Below are 16128 nucleotides of genomic sequence, written 5' to 3'. Positions count from 1 at the left end.
GCTAGCTGTCGTGCAGCCGCGAGCTCTGCGGCAGGTGCGCCATCAGGAATTCCATCTGGTCCGCCAGGATGCGGCGGTTTCGCAGAATGAAATCTTCCCAGAGGCTGGGCACGTAGGGGGCGTACAGCAGTGGCATGTTCGCCTGCTCGGGCGTGCGGCTGCTCTTGCGGTGGTTGCAAGGCTTGCAGGCCGTGACCACGTTCATCCAGGTGTCGATGCCCTTCTGGGCGAACGGAATGATGTGTTCGCGCGTGAGCTCGTCTTCGTGGAAATGCCCGCCGCAGTAGGCGCAGACATTGCGGTCCCGCGAGAACAGCTTGCTATTGGTGAGCCCCGGGCGCTGGGTGAAGGGATTGATGCGCGGCACGCCCTTGGTGCCGATGATGCTGTTGATCGCAATCTGCGACTGCTCGCCCGTGACGGCGTTGTGGCCGCCGCGAAACACCGCCACCTGCGCGCCCACTTCCCAGCGAACTTCGTCCGCCGCGTAGTGGATCACCGCCTGTTCGAGCGATATCCATGACTGGGGCAGCCCTTGGGCCGACAGCTTCAAGACCTTCACACACGCCTCCTCAAGAAAGGGAGAGAACACGGAAAGACCAGGGACACGGAGCGCATCGGAGACCCACGCCAAGCGACGCACTGCGTCACAATATACCGGCTTTGTGACAAAACGGCCTGATTCGCCCATTCGACGGGCGAAAGGCGCTATCAAAAAGATACTCACCGATGCAGGTTTTTCGCGGCTTCCGGCACCCGGGCGTAGCCCCCGCCTGCGCCCTCACCATTGGCAATTTCGACGGCGTGCACCGTGGCCACCAGGCCATGCTCGCGCTGTTGCAGACCGAGGCCCGCCAGCGCGGGTTGCCCAGCTGCGTGCTGACTTTCGAGCCGCACCCGCGCGACTATTTCGCTGCACTGACCAAAAAGCCCGATCTGGCGCCGGCCCGCATCGGCACGCTGCGCGACAAGCTGAGCGAGCTTGCGGCCTGCGGCGTCGCGCAGACCATCGTGCTGCCCTTCGACGGCCGGCTGGCCTCCCAGTCGCCCGAGGAGTTCATCCAGAACGTGCTGGTCGACGGCCTGGGCGCGCGCTACGTGCTGGTGGGCGACGATTTCCGCTTCGGCGCCAAGCGGGCCGGCGACTACGCCATGCTGGATGCAGCCGGCGATGCGCGCGGCTTCGACGTGGCGCGCATGAACAGTTACGAGGTGCACGGCCTGCGCGTGTCCAGCTCCGCGGTGCGCGAGGCGCTGGCCGAGGGTCGCATGGCCGATGCGCAGACGCTGCTCGGGCGGCCCTACACGATCTCAGGTCATGTGGTCCATGGCCGCAAGCTCGGCCGCGCGCTGGGCGCCTCGGCGCCGGGCCAGGACGACGGTTTCCGCACCCTCAACCTGCGCTTCAAGCACTGGAAACCGGCCGCCAGCGGCATCTTCGCGGTGCTGGTGCATGGCCTCGCGGACAAGCCGCTGCCGGGCGTGGCCAACCTCGGCGTGCGCCCCTCGCTGGACGCCAACGACGTCAACGGCGGCCGGGTGCTGCTGGAGACCCATTGCCTGGAGTGGCCCTCGCATCTGGGGTCCGAAGGGGCCTACGGTAAAATCGTCCGCGTGGAACTCCTGCACAAACTGCACGACGAATTGCGCTACACCAGCCTCGAGGCCCTCACTGCGGGCATCGCCAAGGATGGGCGCGACGCACGCGCGTTCTTTGCATCCACCCACGCCGAAACCCACCGCCAGACCACGCGCGACCGAATTTAGCCCTGCACGCCCCGTGCTGCCGCCCTTCGACAAGCTCAGGGCGAACGGCTATATCTTCCGCACCGACCGCTCTATGCAGTTCGGGCTGAGCCTGTCGAAGCCCCTCTGTTTCGCACCCCAACATGTCTGACGCTGCTTCCCCCACCGATTACCGTTCCACGCTGAACCTGCCCGACACCCCCTTCCCGATGCGCGGCGACCTGCCCAAGCGCGAACCGGGCTGGGTGAAGGAATGGAACGACGAAGGCCGCTACCACCGCCTGCGCGACGCCCGCCACGGCGCGCCCAAGTTCATCCTGCACGACGGCCCCCCGTACGCCAACGGCCAGATCCACATGGGCCACGCGGTGAACAAGATCCTGAAGGACATGATCACCAAGGCGCGCCAGCTCGAAGGCTTCGACGCGCTCTACGTGCCCGGCTGGGACTGCCACGGCCTGCCGATCGAGAACGCCATCGAAAAGCAGTTCGGCCGCAACCTGAGCCGCGACGAGATGCAGGCCAAGAGCCGCGCCTTCGCCACCGAGCAGATCGCGCAGCAGATGGTCGATTTCCAGCGCCTGGGCGTGCTGGGCGAATGGGACCATCCCTACAAGACGATGGACTTCGCCAACGAAGCCGGCGAGCTGCGCGCATTCAAGCGCGTGATCGAGCGCGGTTTCGTCTACCGGGGCCTCAAGCCCGTGTACTGGTGCTTCGACTGCGGTTCGTCGCTTGCCGAGTTCGAAATCGAATACGCCGACAAGAAGAGCCAGACCATCGACGTGGCCTTCAAGGCGCACGAGCGCGAGAAGGTGCTCAAGGCCTTCGGCACCGACCACACGATCCTGGGCGACATCTTTGCCGTGATCTGGACCACCACCGCGTGGACGATCCCCGCCAACCAGGCGATCAACCTCAACCCCGAGATCGAGTACTCGCTGGTCGATACCGAGCGTGGCCTCCTGATCCTGGCCAACTCGCTGGTCGAGATGTGCATGACGCGCTATGCGCTCGACGGCAAGGTGCTCGCCACGGTCAAGGGCGAGGCGCTCGGCGGGCTCGAATTCGAGCATCCGCTGTACGACGTGGATGCCGGCTACAAGCGCCTGTCGCCCGTGTACCTCGCCGACTACGCCACCGCCACCGACGGCACCGGTCTCGTGCACTCCTCGCCCGCCTACGGCGTGGACGACTTCAACTCCTGCATCGCCCACGGCGTGGCGTACGACGACATCCTGAACCCGGTGCAGGGCAACGGCAGCTACGCGCCCGACTTCCCGCTCTTCGGCGGCCAGAACATCTGGAAGGCCGTGCCGGTGATCATCGCCGCGCTGCGCGACGCCAACCGCCTGCTGACCACCGAGACCATCACCCACAGCTACCCGCACTGCTGGCGCCACAAGACGCCGGTGATCTACCGCGCGGCCGCCCAGTGGTTCATCCGCATGGATGAGGGCGAAGGCGTGTTCACCAAGGACAAGGCGCCCAAGACGCTGCGCCAGACCGCGCTCGACGCGATCGAAGAGACCAGCTTCTATCCCGAGAACGGCAAGGCGCGCCTGCACGACATGATCGCCGGCCGGCCCGACTGGTGCATCAGCCGCCAGCGCAGCTGGGGCGTGCCGATCCCGTTCTTCCTGCACAAGGATTCGGGCGAACTGCATCCGCGCACGATGGAAATCCTCGACCAGGCCGCCGACATCGTCGAGAAGGGCGGCATCGAGGCCTGGAGCCGCGTGACGGTCGAAGAGATCCTGGGCGCCGAAGACGCGCCGAGCTACACCAAGAGCACCGACATCCTGGAGGTGTGGTTCGACTCGGGCTCGACCTTCTATCACGTGCTGCGTGGCACGCACCCCACCGTGCACCACGAGGCGGGCCCCGAAGCCGACCTGTACCTCGAAGGCCATGACCAGCATCGCGGATGGTTCCACTCGTCGCTCTTGATCGCCTGTGCGCTGGAAGACCGCGCGCCATACCGCGGCTTGCTCACGCACGGCTTCACCGTCGATGCCAAGGGCATCAAGATGAGCAAGTCGCTCAAGAACGGCATCGACCCGCAGGAAATCAGCAGCAAGCTGGGCGCGGAAATCATCCGCCTCTGGGTGGCCGCGAGCGACTACTCGGGCGACATCGCGGGCGACGACAAGATCCTCGCGCGCGTGGTCGACTCGTACCGCCGCATCCGCAACACGCTGCGCTTCTTGATGGCCAACACCAGCGACTTCGACATCCAGAAGGATGCGGTGCCGCTCGACCAGCTGTTCGAGATCGACCGCTACGCGCTCGCGCGCGCCTCGCAGTTCCAGGCCGAGATCCTTGCGCACTACAAGGTGTACGAGTTCCATCCGGTAGTGTCCAAGCTGCAGATCTACTGCTCGGAAGACCTGGGCGGCTTCTACCTCGACATCCTGAAGGACCGCCTCTACACGAGCGCCCCCGGCTCGCTCGCGCGCCGCAGCGCACAGACCGCGCTCTGGCACATCTCGCAAGCCATGCTGCGCTGGATGGCGCCGTTCCTGAGCTTCACGGCCGAAGAAGCCTGGAAGTTCGTGAGCACCGGCAAGCCGGGCGAATCGATCTTCGCCGAGACCTACAGCAAGTTCGCAGCGCCCGACGAAGCGCTGCTGGCGAAGTGGGGCCGCATCCGCGAAATCCGCGATGTGGTCAACAAGGACATCGAGGCCGTGCGCGCCGAGGGCAAGGTCGGCTCGTCGCTGCAGGCTGACCTGCAACTGAGCGCACCGGCCGACGACTTCGCGCTCTTGAGCACGCTGGGCGACGACCTGAAGTTCGTCTTCATCACCTCGGCCATCGCGCTGGCAGCGGGCGAAACTCTGGCGACCACCGTGGCACCGAGCACCGCGCAGAAGTGCGAGCGCTGCTGGCACTACCGTGAAGACGTGGGCCACGACCCGGCGCATCCGACGATCTGCGGCCGTTGCACGAGCAACCTGTTCGGCGCTGGCGAATCGCGGGGCTTTGCCTGATGGCCGCCGCACGCTCCGCATCGGCATCGCGTTCGCGCGGTGGCAGCCTCGGCATCTGGCCCTGGCTCGGGCTGGCGGTGATCATCGTGATCATCGACCAGTTCACCAAGACGCTGATCCTGGGCTACTACAAGCTCGGCGACGCGACCTATGTGACGAGCTTCTTCAACGTCGTGCGGGCGCACAACACGGGGGCTGCGTTCTCGTTCCTGGCCGACCACTCGGGCTGGCAGCGCTGGTTCTTCACGGCGATCGGCGTGGCGGCGGCGATTTTCATCGTCTGGATGCTGAGGTCGCACGCGGGGCAGAAGCTCTTTTCGTTCGCGATGGCCTGCATCCTGGGTGGCGCCATCGGCAACGTGGTCGACCGCATGATGCACGGCTACGTCGTCGACTTCCTGAGCTTTCACGCGGGCAACTGGTACTTCCCGGCGTTCAATGCGGCGGACAGCGCGATCACGCTCGGGGCTATCTGCCTGATCGTGGATGAGATCCGGCGGGTTCGCCGAGGCAAGTAAAGCAGTTACTCAAAGGGCCCTCGGGCCTTTTTTCTTTGGCTCGCTCCGCGCTCGCCGGCGCGCCGAGGGTTTCTCCCCGCTTTCGCGCGATGTCATGACGAAGTCATACTGCCGCGGTTCAATGTAATCGATTACATGAACACCGCACGATGAGCATCCAAGCCGTAGCCGCCAAAGCCAAGGTCTCCGTGGCCACCGTGTCGCGGGCCTTCAATTTCCCCGACAAGGTCACACCCGCCACGCGCGAATTGGTGGAGCGCGTCGCGCGCGAACTGCACTACGTGCCCAACGCCAGCGCACGCACCTTGCGCACCCAGCGCAGCCGCACGCTGGGCGTGGTGCTGCCCACGCTGCTGAATCCGACCTTCGCCGAATGCTTGCAGGGCATTGCACGCGCGGCCATCGCCGGTGGCTACGCGATCCTCCCCGTCACCACGGGCTATCGGCTCGATGAGGAAGAGCGCGCGGTCCAGTTGCTGCTCGCCGGCAATGTCGACGGACTGATCCTCGTGGTTTCCAACCCGTCCACCTCGAAGGCGCTCGCGCGGCTGCGCAGCACCGGCACGCCCTATGTGCTCGCCTACAACCGGCACGCGGACCACCCCTGTGTCACCGTCGACAGCGAAGCTGCCGTGGCCGACGCGGTCGCACGGCTCGTGCTGCTCGGCCATCGCCGCATCGCGATGGTCAGCGGCACGCTCGCCGCATCCGACCGCGCGCAGCAGCGCTATCGCGGTTACCAAAAGGGCATGACGGATGCGGGGCTCAAGGCGCCGCCGCTGATCGAAGTGCCCTTCGTCGAAAGCGCCGTCGATGCGCTCGCCCACGTGCTGCAGGCCGACAACCGCCCCACCGCGCTCGTCTGCTCGAACGACCTGCTCGCCATCCGCAGCATCCGCGCCGCGCATTTGAGCGGGCTCTCGGTGCCCGACGACCTCAGCGTGATCGGCTTCGACGGCATCGCGCTCGGCGAAGACCTGACGCCGGCCCTCACCACCATCGCGCAGCCCAACAGCGACATCGGCCGCCACAGCGTCGAGCTGCTGGTCCAGGCGATGGCCGGCGGCACCACGCTGCAGGCCGACGCGAGCCTGCTTCTTCCCCACACCTTCCGCGACGGCGAGTCGTGCGCATCCGCATGCGACATCGCCGCCCATTGATCCCCCGTCACCACCCACATCCATCCAGGAGCTTCTTCATGTCCCTCCGCTTTTCCCGCATCGCCCGCCTCGGGCTGATCGCCGCCACCTTCGTTGCCGCCGGCAGCGTCATGGCCCAGACCGCCATTTGCTACAACTGCCCGACCGAATGGGCCGACTGGGGCACGCAGCTCAAGGCCATCAAGGCCAAGACCGGTGTCACCGTGCCGCCCGACAACAAGAACTCGGGCCAATCGCTCGCACAAATGTCTGCCGAGAAGGCAAGCCCCGTGGCCGACGTCACCTACTTGGGCGTGACCTTCGCGGTGCAGGCCGCCAAGGACGGCCTGGTCGAGCCCTACAAGCCGGCCGCATGGAAAGACATTCCCGAGGGCCTCAAGGACCCGGCCGGCAACTGGTTCACCATCCACTCGGGCACGCTCGGCTTCATGGTCAACGTCGATGCGCTCAAGGGCAAGCCGGTGCCCAAGTCGTGGGCCGACCTGCTCAAGCCCGAATACAAGGGCCTCATCGGCTACCTGGACCCCGCCTCGGCCTTCGTCGGCTACGTGGGCGCGGTGGCGGTGAACCAGGCGCGCGGCGGCACGCTGGACAACTTCACGCCGGGCATCGACTACTTCAAGGCCCTGCAGAAGAACGAGCCCATCGTGCCGAAGCAGACCTCGTACGCGCGCGTGCTCTCGGGCGAAATCGCGATCCTGCTGGACTACGACTTCAACGCCTACCGCGCGAAGTACAAGGACAAGGCCAACGTCGCCTTCGTCATCCCGAGCGAAGGCACGCTGGTCGTGCCCTATGTGATGAGCCTGGTCGCCAAGGCGCCGCACGCGGCCGACGCGAAGAAGGTGCTCGACTTCACGCTGTCCGATGAAGGCCAGGCGATCTGGGCCCAGGCCTACCTGCGCCCGGTGCGCGCGAACGCGATGCCCAAGGAGATCGAAGCGCAGTTCCTGCCGGCAAGCGAATACGCGCGCGCCAAGAGCGTGGATTACGGCCGCATGGCAGAGGCGCAGCGCGCGTTCTCCGACCGCTACCTCAAAGAGGTTCGCTGAGTCCGTCTCGAGATGAAGTCCGCCAACGCCTGGAACCCACGCTGGCGGCTGCTCGCCTGCGTGGCACCCGCAGCCGCCTTCTTCACGGCCTTCTGGCTGCTGCCGGTGGTGCGCCTGCTCGCGCTCCCGGCAGATAAAGGCTGGGCCACCTACTTCGCAGTGCTGACCGACTCGCGCTACCTGCAGAGCATGGCCAACACCGTCGTGCTGTCGGTGGCGGTGACGCTGGCGACGCTGGTGCTGGGCGCGGCGGTGGGCATCTACCTCGCGCGCCATGCCTTCATCGGCAAGCGCGTGCTGCTGTCGCTGCTGACGCTGCCGCTGTCGTTCCCGGGAGTGATCATCGGTTTCTTCGTGATCCTGCTGGGCGGGCGGCAAGGGCTGGTGGCCGACGTGAGCGATGCCCTGATCGGCGAACGCATCACCTTCGCGTACGGGCTGCTCGGCCTGTTCCTCGCGTACCTGTATTTCTCGTTGCCGCGCGCCATCGCGACTTATGCGGCGGCGGCCGAAGCGATGAACGTGCAGCTCGAGGAAGCCGCCCGCTCGCTCGGCGCCTCGCGCCTTCGCGTGGCGCGCGACGTGTGGATGCCCGAGCTCGCGCCCACCACGCTGGCCTGCGGCGCGATCCTCTTCGCGACCTCGATGGGCGCCTTCGGCACGGCCTTCACGCTGGCCAGCAAGTTCGAGGTGATCCCGATCACCATCTACAACGAGTTCACCAACTACGCCAACTTCGCGCTCGCCGCGTCGCTGTCGATTTCGCTGGGCCTCGTGACCTGGCTGGTGCTGTTCGTCGCGCGGCGCTTCGGGGCCAACCCGGTCGCGCGCTGAAGGAGACGCAGGCATGCGCAAGAACACGCAACCCAGGGCGCCCTTGCTGCTCGCAATCACCGTGCTGGTGAGCCTCTTCATGATCGCGCCGATGCTGCTGTCGGTGATGGCGGGGCTGGTCAACAACTACAGCGCGGGCCTCAAAAGCGGCCTCACGCTGCGCTGGCTCGGCGAGGTGTGGGAGAACTACGGCGGCACCGTCGGCTGGTCGATCGGGCTGGCGGTCGCATGCGTGATGTGCACCGTGCTGCTCGGCGTTCCATGCGCCTATGCACTGGCGCGCAGCCGCTCGCGGGCCGCGCGCATCTTCGAGGAACTGCTGACGCTGCCCGTCGCCGTGCCGGGCCTTGCCACGGCGCTCGCGTTGATCCTCGCCTACGGCCAACTCACCGCCTTCCGCCAGAGCTTCGCCTTCATCCTCGTGGGCCACATCATCTTCACGCTGCCCTTCATGGTCCGCACCGTGAGCTCGGCCTTCCAACGCGACGACCTGCTCGCGCTCGAAGAGGCCGCGCGCTCGCTGGGTGCGAACTTTCGCCAGCGCTTCATGGGCATCCTCGTGCCCGCAGTGTTCCCGGCCATCGTCGCCGGCAGCCTGATGGTGTTCACGCTCTCGGTGGGCGAATTCAACCTCACCTGGATGCTGCACACGCCGCTCACCCGCACCCTGCCCGTGGGGCTGGCCGATAGCTACGCCTCGATGCGCATTGAGGTCGGATCGGCCTACACGCTGGTCTTCTTCGCCGTCATTCTTCCGGTGCTGTGGGGCCTGCAGTACCTTGCCAACCTGATGCAGAAACGCCATGGAACTTGAACGCATCCCCATCGACATCGCGAACTGTGCGAAGACCTACGCAGACGGCACGCGCGGCCTGCAGCCGACGAATCTGCACGTCGAGCCGGGTGAAGTGCTCGCGCTGCTCGGCCCTTCGGGCTGCGGCAAGACCACGCTGCTGCGCCTGATTGCAGGGCTGGAAGCGCCCGACGAAGGCAGCCGTATCGTCTTCGGGGACCAGGACGTGACGCAACGCCCGGTCGAGCACCGCGGCGTGGGCATGGTGTTCCAGAGCTACGCGCTCTTTCCGCAGATGACGGTGGCGGCCAACATCGGCTACGGCCTTCGCATCCGCGGCGTGTCGCCCGAAGAAGAGAAGTGCGCCGTCGGCGAACTGGTCGACCTTGTGCGCCTGGGCGGGCTGGAGAACAAGCGCCCCGCCGAGCTCTCCGGCGGCCAACGCCAGCGCGTGGCCCTCGCGCGCGCCGTGGCCGTGCGCCCCCGCGTGCTGCTGCTCGACGAGCCGCTGGCCGCGCTCGACGCCAAGCTCAAGGAGTCGCTGCGCGACGAGCTCGCCGAACTGCTGCGCCGCCTGCACATCACCGCCATCCACGTGACGCACGACCAGCAGGAAGCGCTCGCCATCGCCGACCGGCTCGCCGTGATGCGCGCCGGCCGCATCGTGCAGGTCGGCCGCGGCGAAGACCTGTACCGCGCGCCCGCGCATCCCTTCGTTGCGGAGTTCCTCGGCCGGGTCAATCGTCTGGAGCGCGCGCCCGAGGCCATCGCGCAAGGCGTTGTCCGACTCGGCGGAAGCACGCTGCCTTGCCCGCCTGCCTGGCAGAGCCATGCGATGCTCTTGGTGCGACCCGAAGACGTCGAAGTGAGTGCGCCCCAGCCCGACTGGGGCACCGCCACCGTCGAACGCCGCACCTTTCTCGGCGACCGCGTGCAGCTTCAACTGCGCGTGCAGGACCAGCCCCTGCTGGTGGCCGACGTGGGGCGCGACAACCCCTTCGGTCCGGGCGATCCGGTGAGCCTTCGCGTCCACCCCGACCGCCTGATGACGTCGCAGGAAACCAGCGCATGACGACAACGAACCCAGACACCTTCCTGGTCCAGCTGACCGACCTTCACATCCGCGAGCCGGGCCGGCTGGCCTACGGCCGCATCGACACCGCGCCGTATCTCCAGCAAGCGGTGCAGTCGGTGCTCGCGCTGCCGCAGCAGCCCGATGCGGTCGTGATCACCGGCGACCTGACCGACTTCGGCCGCGCCGCCGAGTACGAACACCTCGCGCGCCTGCTGGCCCCGCTGACCATGCCGGTCTACCTGCTGCCCGGCAACCACGACGACCGCGACCAGTTGCGCCGGAGCTTTCCCGGCCATGCATACCTCGGCACGGGCAGCGACACGGCCGGCTTCATCCAGTATTCGGTGCGCGTCGGTGGGCTGCGACTGCTGACGCTCGACACCTGCGTACCGGGCGAGAGCCATGGCACGCTGTGCGAGAAGCGCCTGGGCTGGCTCGAAGCCCAGCTCGACGCCTGCCGCGACGAGCCTGTCGTGGTCGCCATGCACCACCCGCCCTTCACGACGTTGATCGGCCACATGGACGAGATCGGCCTGCTGCAAGGCGCCGACGCGCTCGAGACATTGATCGCTCGCTACAAGAACGTCGAGCGCGTGATCTGCGGCCACCTGCACCGCGCCATCGATGTGCGCTTCGGCGGCACCATCGCCTCGACTTCGCCGGCGCCCGCGCACCAGGTCTGCCTCGATCTGGCACCCGGCGCAGCCTCGGCATGGACGCTCGAACCGCCCGGTTTCCGCGTTCATGCATGGTCCGCGCGCAGCGGCCGCCTCGTCACCCATCTGGCGGCCTCCGGCCGCTTCGAAGGCCCCTTTCCCTTCCACGACAACGGGGCGCTGATCGACTGAATCGCCACTTGTGGAAAATGGGGTCGAAACGAACCAAAACGAAAAGGACAGAACCCGACACCCATGAAGCATCTCCTGAATCTGCTCGCGGCAGTCGCACTGCTGGTGTGGGGCACCCATCTGGTTCGCACCGGGGTGCTGCGCGTGTTCGGCGCCAACCTGCGCAAGATCCTCGTGCAGAGCATGCGCAACCGCTTCACGGCCGCCCTCTCGGGCATCGGCGTGACGGCGCTGGTGCAGTCGAGCACCGCCACCTCGCTCATGACCTCGTCCTTCGTCGGGCAGGGCCTGGTCACGCTGCCGGCGGCGCTGGCGGTGATGCGGGGGGCCGACGTGGGCACGGCGCTGATCTCGGTGCTGTTCTCGGCGGACCTCTCATGGCTCTCGCCGATGTTCATCTTCGTGGGGGTGGTGCTGTTCATCACGCGCTCGGCCACCGTGGCGGGGCGTGTCGGGCGGGTGCTGATCGGGCTGGGGCTGATGCTGCTGGCGCTGCAGCTGGTGGTCGAAGCCACCGAGCCGCTGTTCTCAGCCCCTGCGATGCGTGCGGTGCTGGCCTCGATCAACAGCGATGTGCTGCTGGAAATCACCATCGGCTCGGTGCTGGCCATCGTGGCCTATTCGAGCCTGGCGGTGGTGCTGCTGGTGGCGGCCATGGCCACGTCGAACGTGGTGCCGCTGGATGTGGCGCTCGGCCTCGTGCTCGGCGCCAACCTCGGCAGCGGCCTGCTCGCGGTGCTGACCACGGCGAAGTCGGCGGTGTCGGTGCGGCAGGTGACGGTGGGCAACTTGCTCTTCAAGGCGCTGGGCGTGGCGATCGTCGCGCCCTTCATCGGCTTGTGGATCCGCTATGTGCAGCCCGAGCTGCCGAACCAGACGCATGGTGTTGTGCTGTTCCACCTGGCCTTCAACGTCATCATCAGCGTCGGCTTCATCGGGCTCACGCAGTGGGTCGCCAAGCTCGTGACACGGATGCTCCCGACGCCGCAGGCCTCCAGCACCAGCCGCCCGCACCACCTGGACCCCTCGGCGCTATCGACGCCTTCTCTGGCGATCTCGAACGCCGCGCGCGAGGCGCTGCACCAGGCCGACATCGTGGAGACCATGCTGATCGGCGTGCTCGACGTGATCCGCAACAACGACACGCGGCTGTCGCAGGAACTGCGGCAGCTGGACGACACGGTGGACGAGCTGTACTCGGCCATCAAGTACTACATGACGCGCATCTCGCGCGAGGCGTTGGGCGAAGAGGAAAGCCGGCGCTGGACGGACATCATCAGCTTCACGATCAACATGGAGCAGATCGGCGACATCATCGAGCGGGTGATCATCGATGTGGAAGACAAGAAGATCAAACCGCAGCGCAATTTCTCGGAAGCCGGGATGGCGGAGATCGTCGAGCTGCATGGGCGGCTGGTTGCCAACCTGCGGTTGAGCATGAGCGTGTTCTTGAACGGGAATGTTCGGGATGCGCAGAAGCTTCTGGAAGAGAAGGCTCGGTTTCGGGATCTGGAGCGGGCTTATGCGACGACTCATCTGGATCGGTTGTCGGATCGGACGACTCTCAGCATCGAGACCAGTTCGCTGCATATCGACTTGATCAGCGATTTGAAGCGGATCAATTCGCATATTTGTTCTATTGCTTATCCGATTCTGGAGTCGGCTGGGGCTTTGGCGCCTAGCCGGTTGCGGGAGTCTCGGCTTGGGAAGATTGAGAGTTAGTCTTTTTTAGGGCGGAGGCCGGGTCTCGGCCCGGCGGCCGACCTACTTTTCTTTGCTTCGCCAAAGAAAAGTAGGCAAAAGAAAGGCGACCCTGCTGTCTGCGTCCCTTCGCTTCGCTGCGGGCAACCTGCGGTGCTCACGTTTCGCGGGGTCTCGCCCAAACTCGCTTCGCTCAAACAAGGGCGAGCCCTGATCCGCGAAACGCTCCGCTCCTCGGCGCATACAGAAGGGATTTGGGGACCGACGCGCCATCGCTGCGCTCGGCCAGCTCTCGGGCCTTCGCTTTGCTCGGCTTGGGTTGGGTCGGCTCCCTCTGCGACGATGAGCCTCTGCGCTGCGCTGCTCTGCTGGGCTCGGATTGGCTCCCTCTCCCTCTGGGAGAGGGCTGGGGGTGAGGGCACGGCGGCCGAGCGAAGCAAAGGCCCGTGTGGTCTCCACCCCCTCTGGCTGCGCCGAGGAGCGCAGCGTTTCGCGGATCAGGGCTCGCAGCTGTTTGAGCCGAAGGCGAGTTCTGCGAGACCCCGCGAAACGCGAGCACCGCAGGTTGCCCGTAGCGTAGCGAAGGGTCGCAGACAGTGGGGTCGCCTTTTCTTTGCTTACTTTCTTTTGGCGAAGCAAAAGAAAGTAGCTCGCCCGCCGGGGCGAGACCCGGCCCCGGAAAAAAACTACTCCGCCGTTTTCAAAACAGAAGCAACACGCCCTCTACGCGCATACCGCTGAGCCAACACAGCACAAACCATCAACTGCATCTGATGAAACAGCATCAAAGGCAGCACGATGGCCCCCACAGCATGCGAAGGAAACAGCACCTTCGCCATAGGAATCCCACTGGCCAGACTCTTCTTCGAGCCGCAGAAGACGATGGTGATCTCATCCTCCCTATCGAACCCCAGCTTGCGCGCCATCAAAGTCGTAAGCCCCAGTGCAAGCCCCAGCACCACCGCACAAGCCACGAGCAACCCAACGAGCGCATGCGCAGGCACCTGCCGCCAAAGCCCCTCGATCACAGCCGCGCTGAACGCCGTATAGACCACCAGCAGAATCGACCCCTGGTCCACGAACTTCAGCACCGCCGCCCGCCGCTGGATCCATTTGCCGATCCAGGGACGCGAGAGATGCCCGACGAGAAACGGCACCATCAACTGCAGCAAGATCCGCCCGATCGACCCCAGCGACGAACTCGCATGCCCCCCATTCGGCAGCACCACGAGATTGACCAACAAAGGCGTGATGAACACCCCCAGCAACGTGGACGCCGACGCACTGCAGATTGCAGCCGGCAGATTCCCCCGCGCCATCGCCGTGAACGCGATCGCCGACTGCACCGTCGCAGGCAGCACGCAGAGGTACAGCACCCCGGTGTAGAGCTCGGGCGTCATCAGCGGCAGGAGCAGCGGCTTGAGTGCCAGCCCCAGCAGCGGAAACAGCAGGAAGGTGCTGCAGAACACCAGCAGGTGCAGCCGCCAGTGCGTGATGCCGTTCATGATCGCCTCGCGCGACAGCTTGGCGCCATGCAGGAAGAACAGCAGGCCGATGGCCACCGTCGTCAGACGTTCGAAGAGGTGTGCCACTTCGCCGCTCGCGGGCAGCAGGCTGGCCAGGGAGACGACCGAGAGAAGGGCGAAGGTGAAGTTGTCGGGAAGAAAGCGGGAGCGGGACATGACGGGAAGGAGCGCCCCACGGACGCGACCCGTGCGGCAGACTCAGCGGCAGAAAAATGAGTGATTTCCGCGCATGAATCTCGTCGCCAATTTGCGGAGCCCGGCGCGTGCTCCTCGCGCCTTGAAGGGGTGATTTTCGACGAAGACCCGCATCGCTTGCAGGCCGGCCGCCGAATGCCCGACCTCAGTGTGCAGTCTGCGAGTTGAATCGCTCCTGGCGGTGGCGCTGGCAGTAGTCGATCAGGTCATCGATCTCGGTGGCCTTGTCGAACACTGCATCGGCGCCCAGGTGCGCGCACTTGCGCCGGATCTCGGGCGTGGCGTAGTTGCTGAGCACCACGATCTTCTGCGCCGGGTTGCGTTGGCGGCACGCTTCAAGCACCCGGAAACCGGTGCCGTCCTTCAGGAACAGGTCGACGATGGCCAGGTCCCACAGCGCGAGATTGCGCGTGAGCCAGCGCGAACCTTCGGCCTCCGTCTCGGCCTCGCCGACCGGATCGACGCGCGCCACCTCGCGCAACGTGCCCACGAGGCTCTCGCGGATGGTGGGGTTGTCTTCGACGATGAAGGTGCGGATGGTGTTCATGACTTCTTGCCTCTGCTTTTGCCTCTGCGCTTGGGTCACAGGCTACAAAGTGCACCCGCCACAAGTCGAAGGCATGACACCCCACCGCGGGTAGGACAAGACTGGCTGCACCGGCCCCATCCTCCCGCCGGTGCGTCAGAGCGTGAGGATCGTGCAGCCCGTGGTCTTGCGTGCTTCCAGGTCGCGATGCGCCTGCTGCACATCGGCCAGGGCGTAGCGCTGGTCGATAGGGATCTTCACCGCGCCGCTTTCGACCACCGCGAACAGGTCGTCCGCCATCGCCTGCGTGGCTTCGCGCGTGGCGATGTGGGTGAACAACGTGGGCCGCGTCACATAGAGCGAGCCCTTGGAGGCCAGCGTGCCCAGGCTGATCGGCGGCACCGGGCCCGAGCCATTGCCGAAGATCGCGAGCAGGCCGAAGGGGCGCAGGCAATCGATGGACCCCTCATAGGTGTCTTTGCCCACCGAGTCGTACACCACCTTCACGCCCTTGCCGCCGGTGATCTCTTTCACGCGGGCCGCGAAGTTCTCGGTGCTGTAGTTGATGGCGTGCGCCGCGCCGTATTCGAGCGCCAGCTTGCACTTGGCGTCGCTGCCCGCGGTGCCGATCAGCTGCAGGCCCAGCGCCTTGGCCCATTGGCAGGCGATGAGGCCGACGCCGCCGGCCGCCGCATGGAAAAGGATGAAGTCGCCGGGCTGCAGGCCTTCGGCGGGCAGCGTCTTCTTGAGCAGGTACTGCGTGGTCAGGCCCTTGAGCATCATGGCCGCGCCGGTCTCGAAAGAGATGGCGTCGGGCAGCTTGCAGACGTTCTTGGCCGGCATGACGCGCGCCTCGCAGTAAGCACCGGGCGGCTGGCTCGCATAGGCGGCGCGGTCGCCTGCCTTCAGATGCGTCACGCCCTCGCCCACCGCCTCGACCACGCCCGAGGCTTCCATGCCCAACTGCAGCGGCATCTGGAACGGATAGAGCCCGCTGCGCTGGTAGGTGTCGATGAAGTTCAGGCCCACGGCCTTGTGGCGGATGCGGATCTCGCCGGGACCGGGGTCGCCGACTTCCACGTCGACGATCTTCAGTTCTTCGGGGCCGCCATGGCGGTCGATACGGACAGCTTTGCTCATAGAGTGATTCTCGGAAAGGAG

At 66.0% G+C, this 16128-nt stretch carries 14 protein-coding genes; 10 read left to right on the top strand and 4 right to left on the bottom strand.

Annotated features, from left to right (window positions below):
* Position 1: 1 nt before the first annotated feature.
* Positions 2–562, bottom strand: coding sequence for an HNH endonuclease (locus tag GNX71_RS06875; protein ID WP_093440106.1), 561 nt, complete (start codon positions 560–562; stop codon positions 2–4).
* Positions 563–729: 167 nt separating this feature from the next.
* On the opposite strand from GNX71_RS06875, the gene GNX71_RS06870 reads away from it, so the two are divergent.
* From GNX71_RS06870 to GNX71_RS06825, 10 genes are all read left to right on the top strand, one after another.
* Positions 730–1767 carry a bifunctional riboflavin kinase/FAD synthetase gene (locus GNX71_RS06870; protein ID WP_206177629.1) on the top strand — a complete coding sequence of 346 codons (1038 nt, stop codon included), beginning with the start codon at positions 730–732 and terminating at the stop codon, positions 1765–1767.
* A 122-nt stretch (positions 1768–1889) separates the two neighbouring features.
* Positions 1890–4739, top strand: a complete 2850-nt coding sequence (ileS, locus tag GNX71_RS06865; RefSeq protein WP_206177628.1) for an isoleucine--tRNA ligase — start codon at positions 1890–1892, stop codon at positions 4737–4739.
* The gene (lspA, locus tag GNX71_RS06860; protein WP_206177627.1) at positions 4739–5257 is read left to right on the top strand and encodes a signal peptidase II; all 519 of its coding nucleotides are present in this window, start codon (positions 4739–4741) and stop codon (positions 5255–5257) included. Before ileS ends, lspA begins: the two co-directional genes overlap by 1 nt.
* A gap of 149 nt (positions 5258–5406) precedes the next feature.
* A complete protein-coding gene (locus GNX71_RS06855) occupies positions 5407–6417 on the top strand; it encodes a LacI family DNA-binding transcriptional regulator (protein ID WP_206177626.1) in 1011 nt (336 codons plus the stop codon).
* A 38-nt stretch (positions 6418–6455) separates the two neighbouring features.
* A complete protein-coding gene (locus GNX71_RS06850; protein WP_206177625.1) occupies positions 6456–7469 on the top strand; it encodes an ABC transporter substrate-binding protein in 1014 nt (337 codons plus the stop codon).
* Positions 7470–7481: 12 nt separating this feature from the next.
* Positions 7482–8303: an ABC transporter permease gene (locus GNX71_RS06845; RefSeq protein ID WP_206177624.1), complete on the top strand. Its 822-nt coding sequence runs from the start codon at positions 7482–7484 to the stop codon at positions 8301–8303.
* Positions 8304–8316: 13 nt separating this feature from the next.
* A complete protein-coding gene (locus GNX71_RS06840) occupies positions 8317–9117 on the top strand; it encodes an ABC transporter permease subunit (RefSeq protein ID WP_206177623.1) in 801 nt (266 codons plus the stop codon).
* The gene (locus GNX71_RS06835) at positions 9107–10168 is read left to right on the top strand and encodes an ABC transporter ATP-binding protein (RefSeq protein ID WP_206177622.1); all 1062 of its coding nucleotides are present in this window, start codon (positions 9107–9109) and stop codon (positions 10166–10168) included. Before GNX71_RS06840 ends, GNX71_RS06835 begins: the two co-directional genes overlap by 11 nt.
* On the top strand, positions 10165–11019 hold the full coding sequence (locus tag GNX71_RS06830) for a phosphodiesterase (protein ID WP_206177621.1): 855 nt from the start codon (positions 10165–10167) through the stop codon (positions 11017–11019). Before GNX71_RS06835 ends, GNX71_RS06830 begins: the two co-directional genes overlap by 4 nt.
* A 63-nt stretch (positions 11020–11082) precedes the next feature.
* A complete protein-coding gene (locus GNX71_RS06825; protein WP_206177620.1) occupies positions 11083–12741 on the top strand; it encodes a Na/Pi cotransporter family protein in 1659 nt (552 codons plus the stop codon).
* 665 nt (positions 12742–13406) lie between these two features.
* Here the strand turns inward: GNX71_RS06825 and GNX71_RS06820 are convergent.
* The 3 genes from GNX71_RS06820 to GNX71_RS06810 form a co-directional block, all read right to left on the bottom strand.
* Positions 13407–14402, bottom strand: coding sequence for a bile acid:sodium symporter family protein (locus GNX71_RS06820; RefSeq protein WP_206177619.1), 996 nt, complete (start codon positions 14400–14402; stop codon positions 13407–13409).
* A gap of 184 nt (positions 14403–14586) precedes the next feature.
* On the bottom strand, positions 14587–14988 hold the full coding sequence (locus tag GNX71_RS06815; RefSeq protein ID WP_206177618.1) for a response regulator transcription factor: 402 nt from the start codon (positions 14986–14988) through the stop codon (positions 14587–14589).
* A 135-nt stretch (positions 14989–15123) separates the two neighbouring features.
* Complete coding sequence (locus GNX71_RS06810; protein ID WP_206177617.1) at positions 15124–16107, bottom strand: quinone oxidoreductase; 984 nt, start codon at positions 16105–16107, stop codon at positions 15124–15126.
* Positions 16108–16128: the final 21 nt, after the last annotated feature.

It is taken from the genome of Variovorax sp. RKNM96 (assembly GCF_017161115.1).
In the GTDB taxonomy this organism is placed as follows: Bacteria; Pseudomonadota; Gammaproteobacteria; order Burkholderiales; family Burkholderiaceae_C; genus Variovorax.
This window is presented reverse-complemented; position numbering and strand designations above follow the sequence as displayed.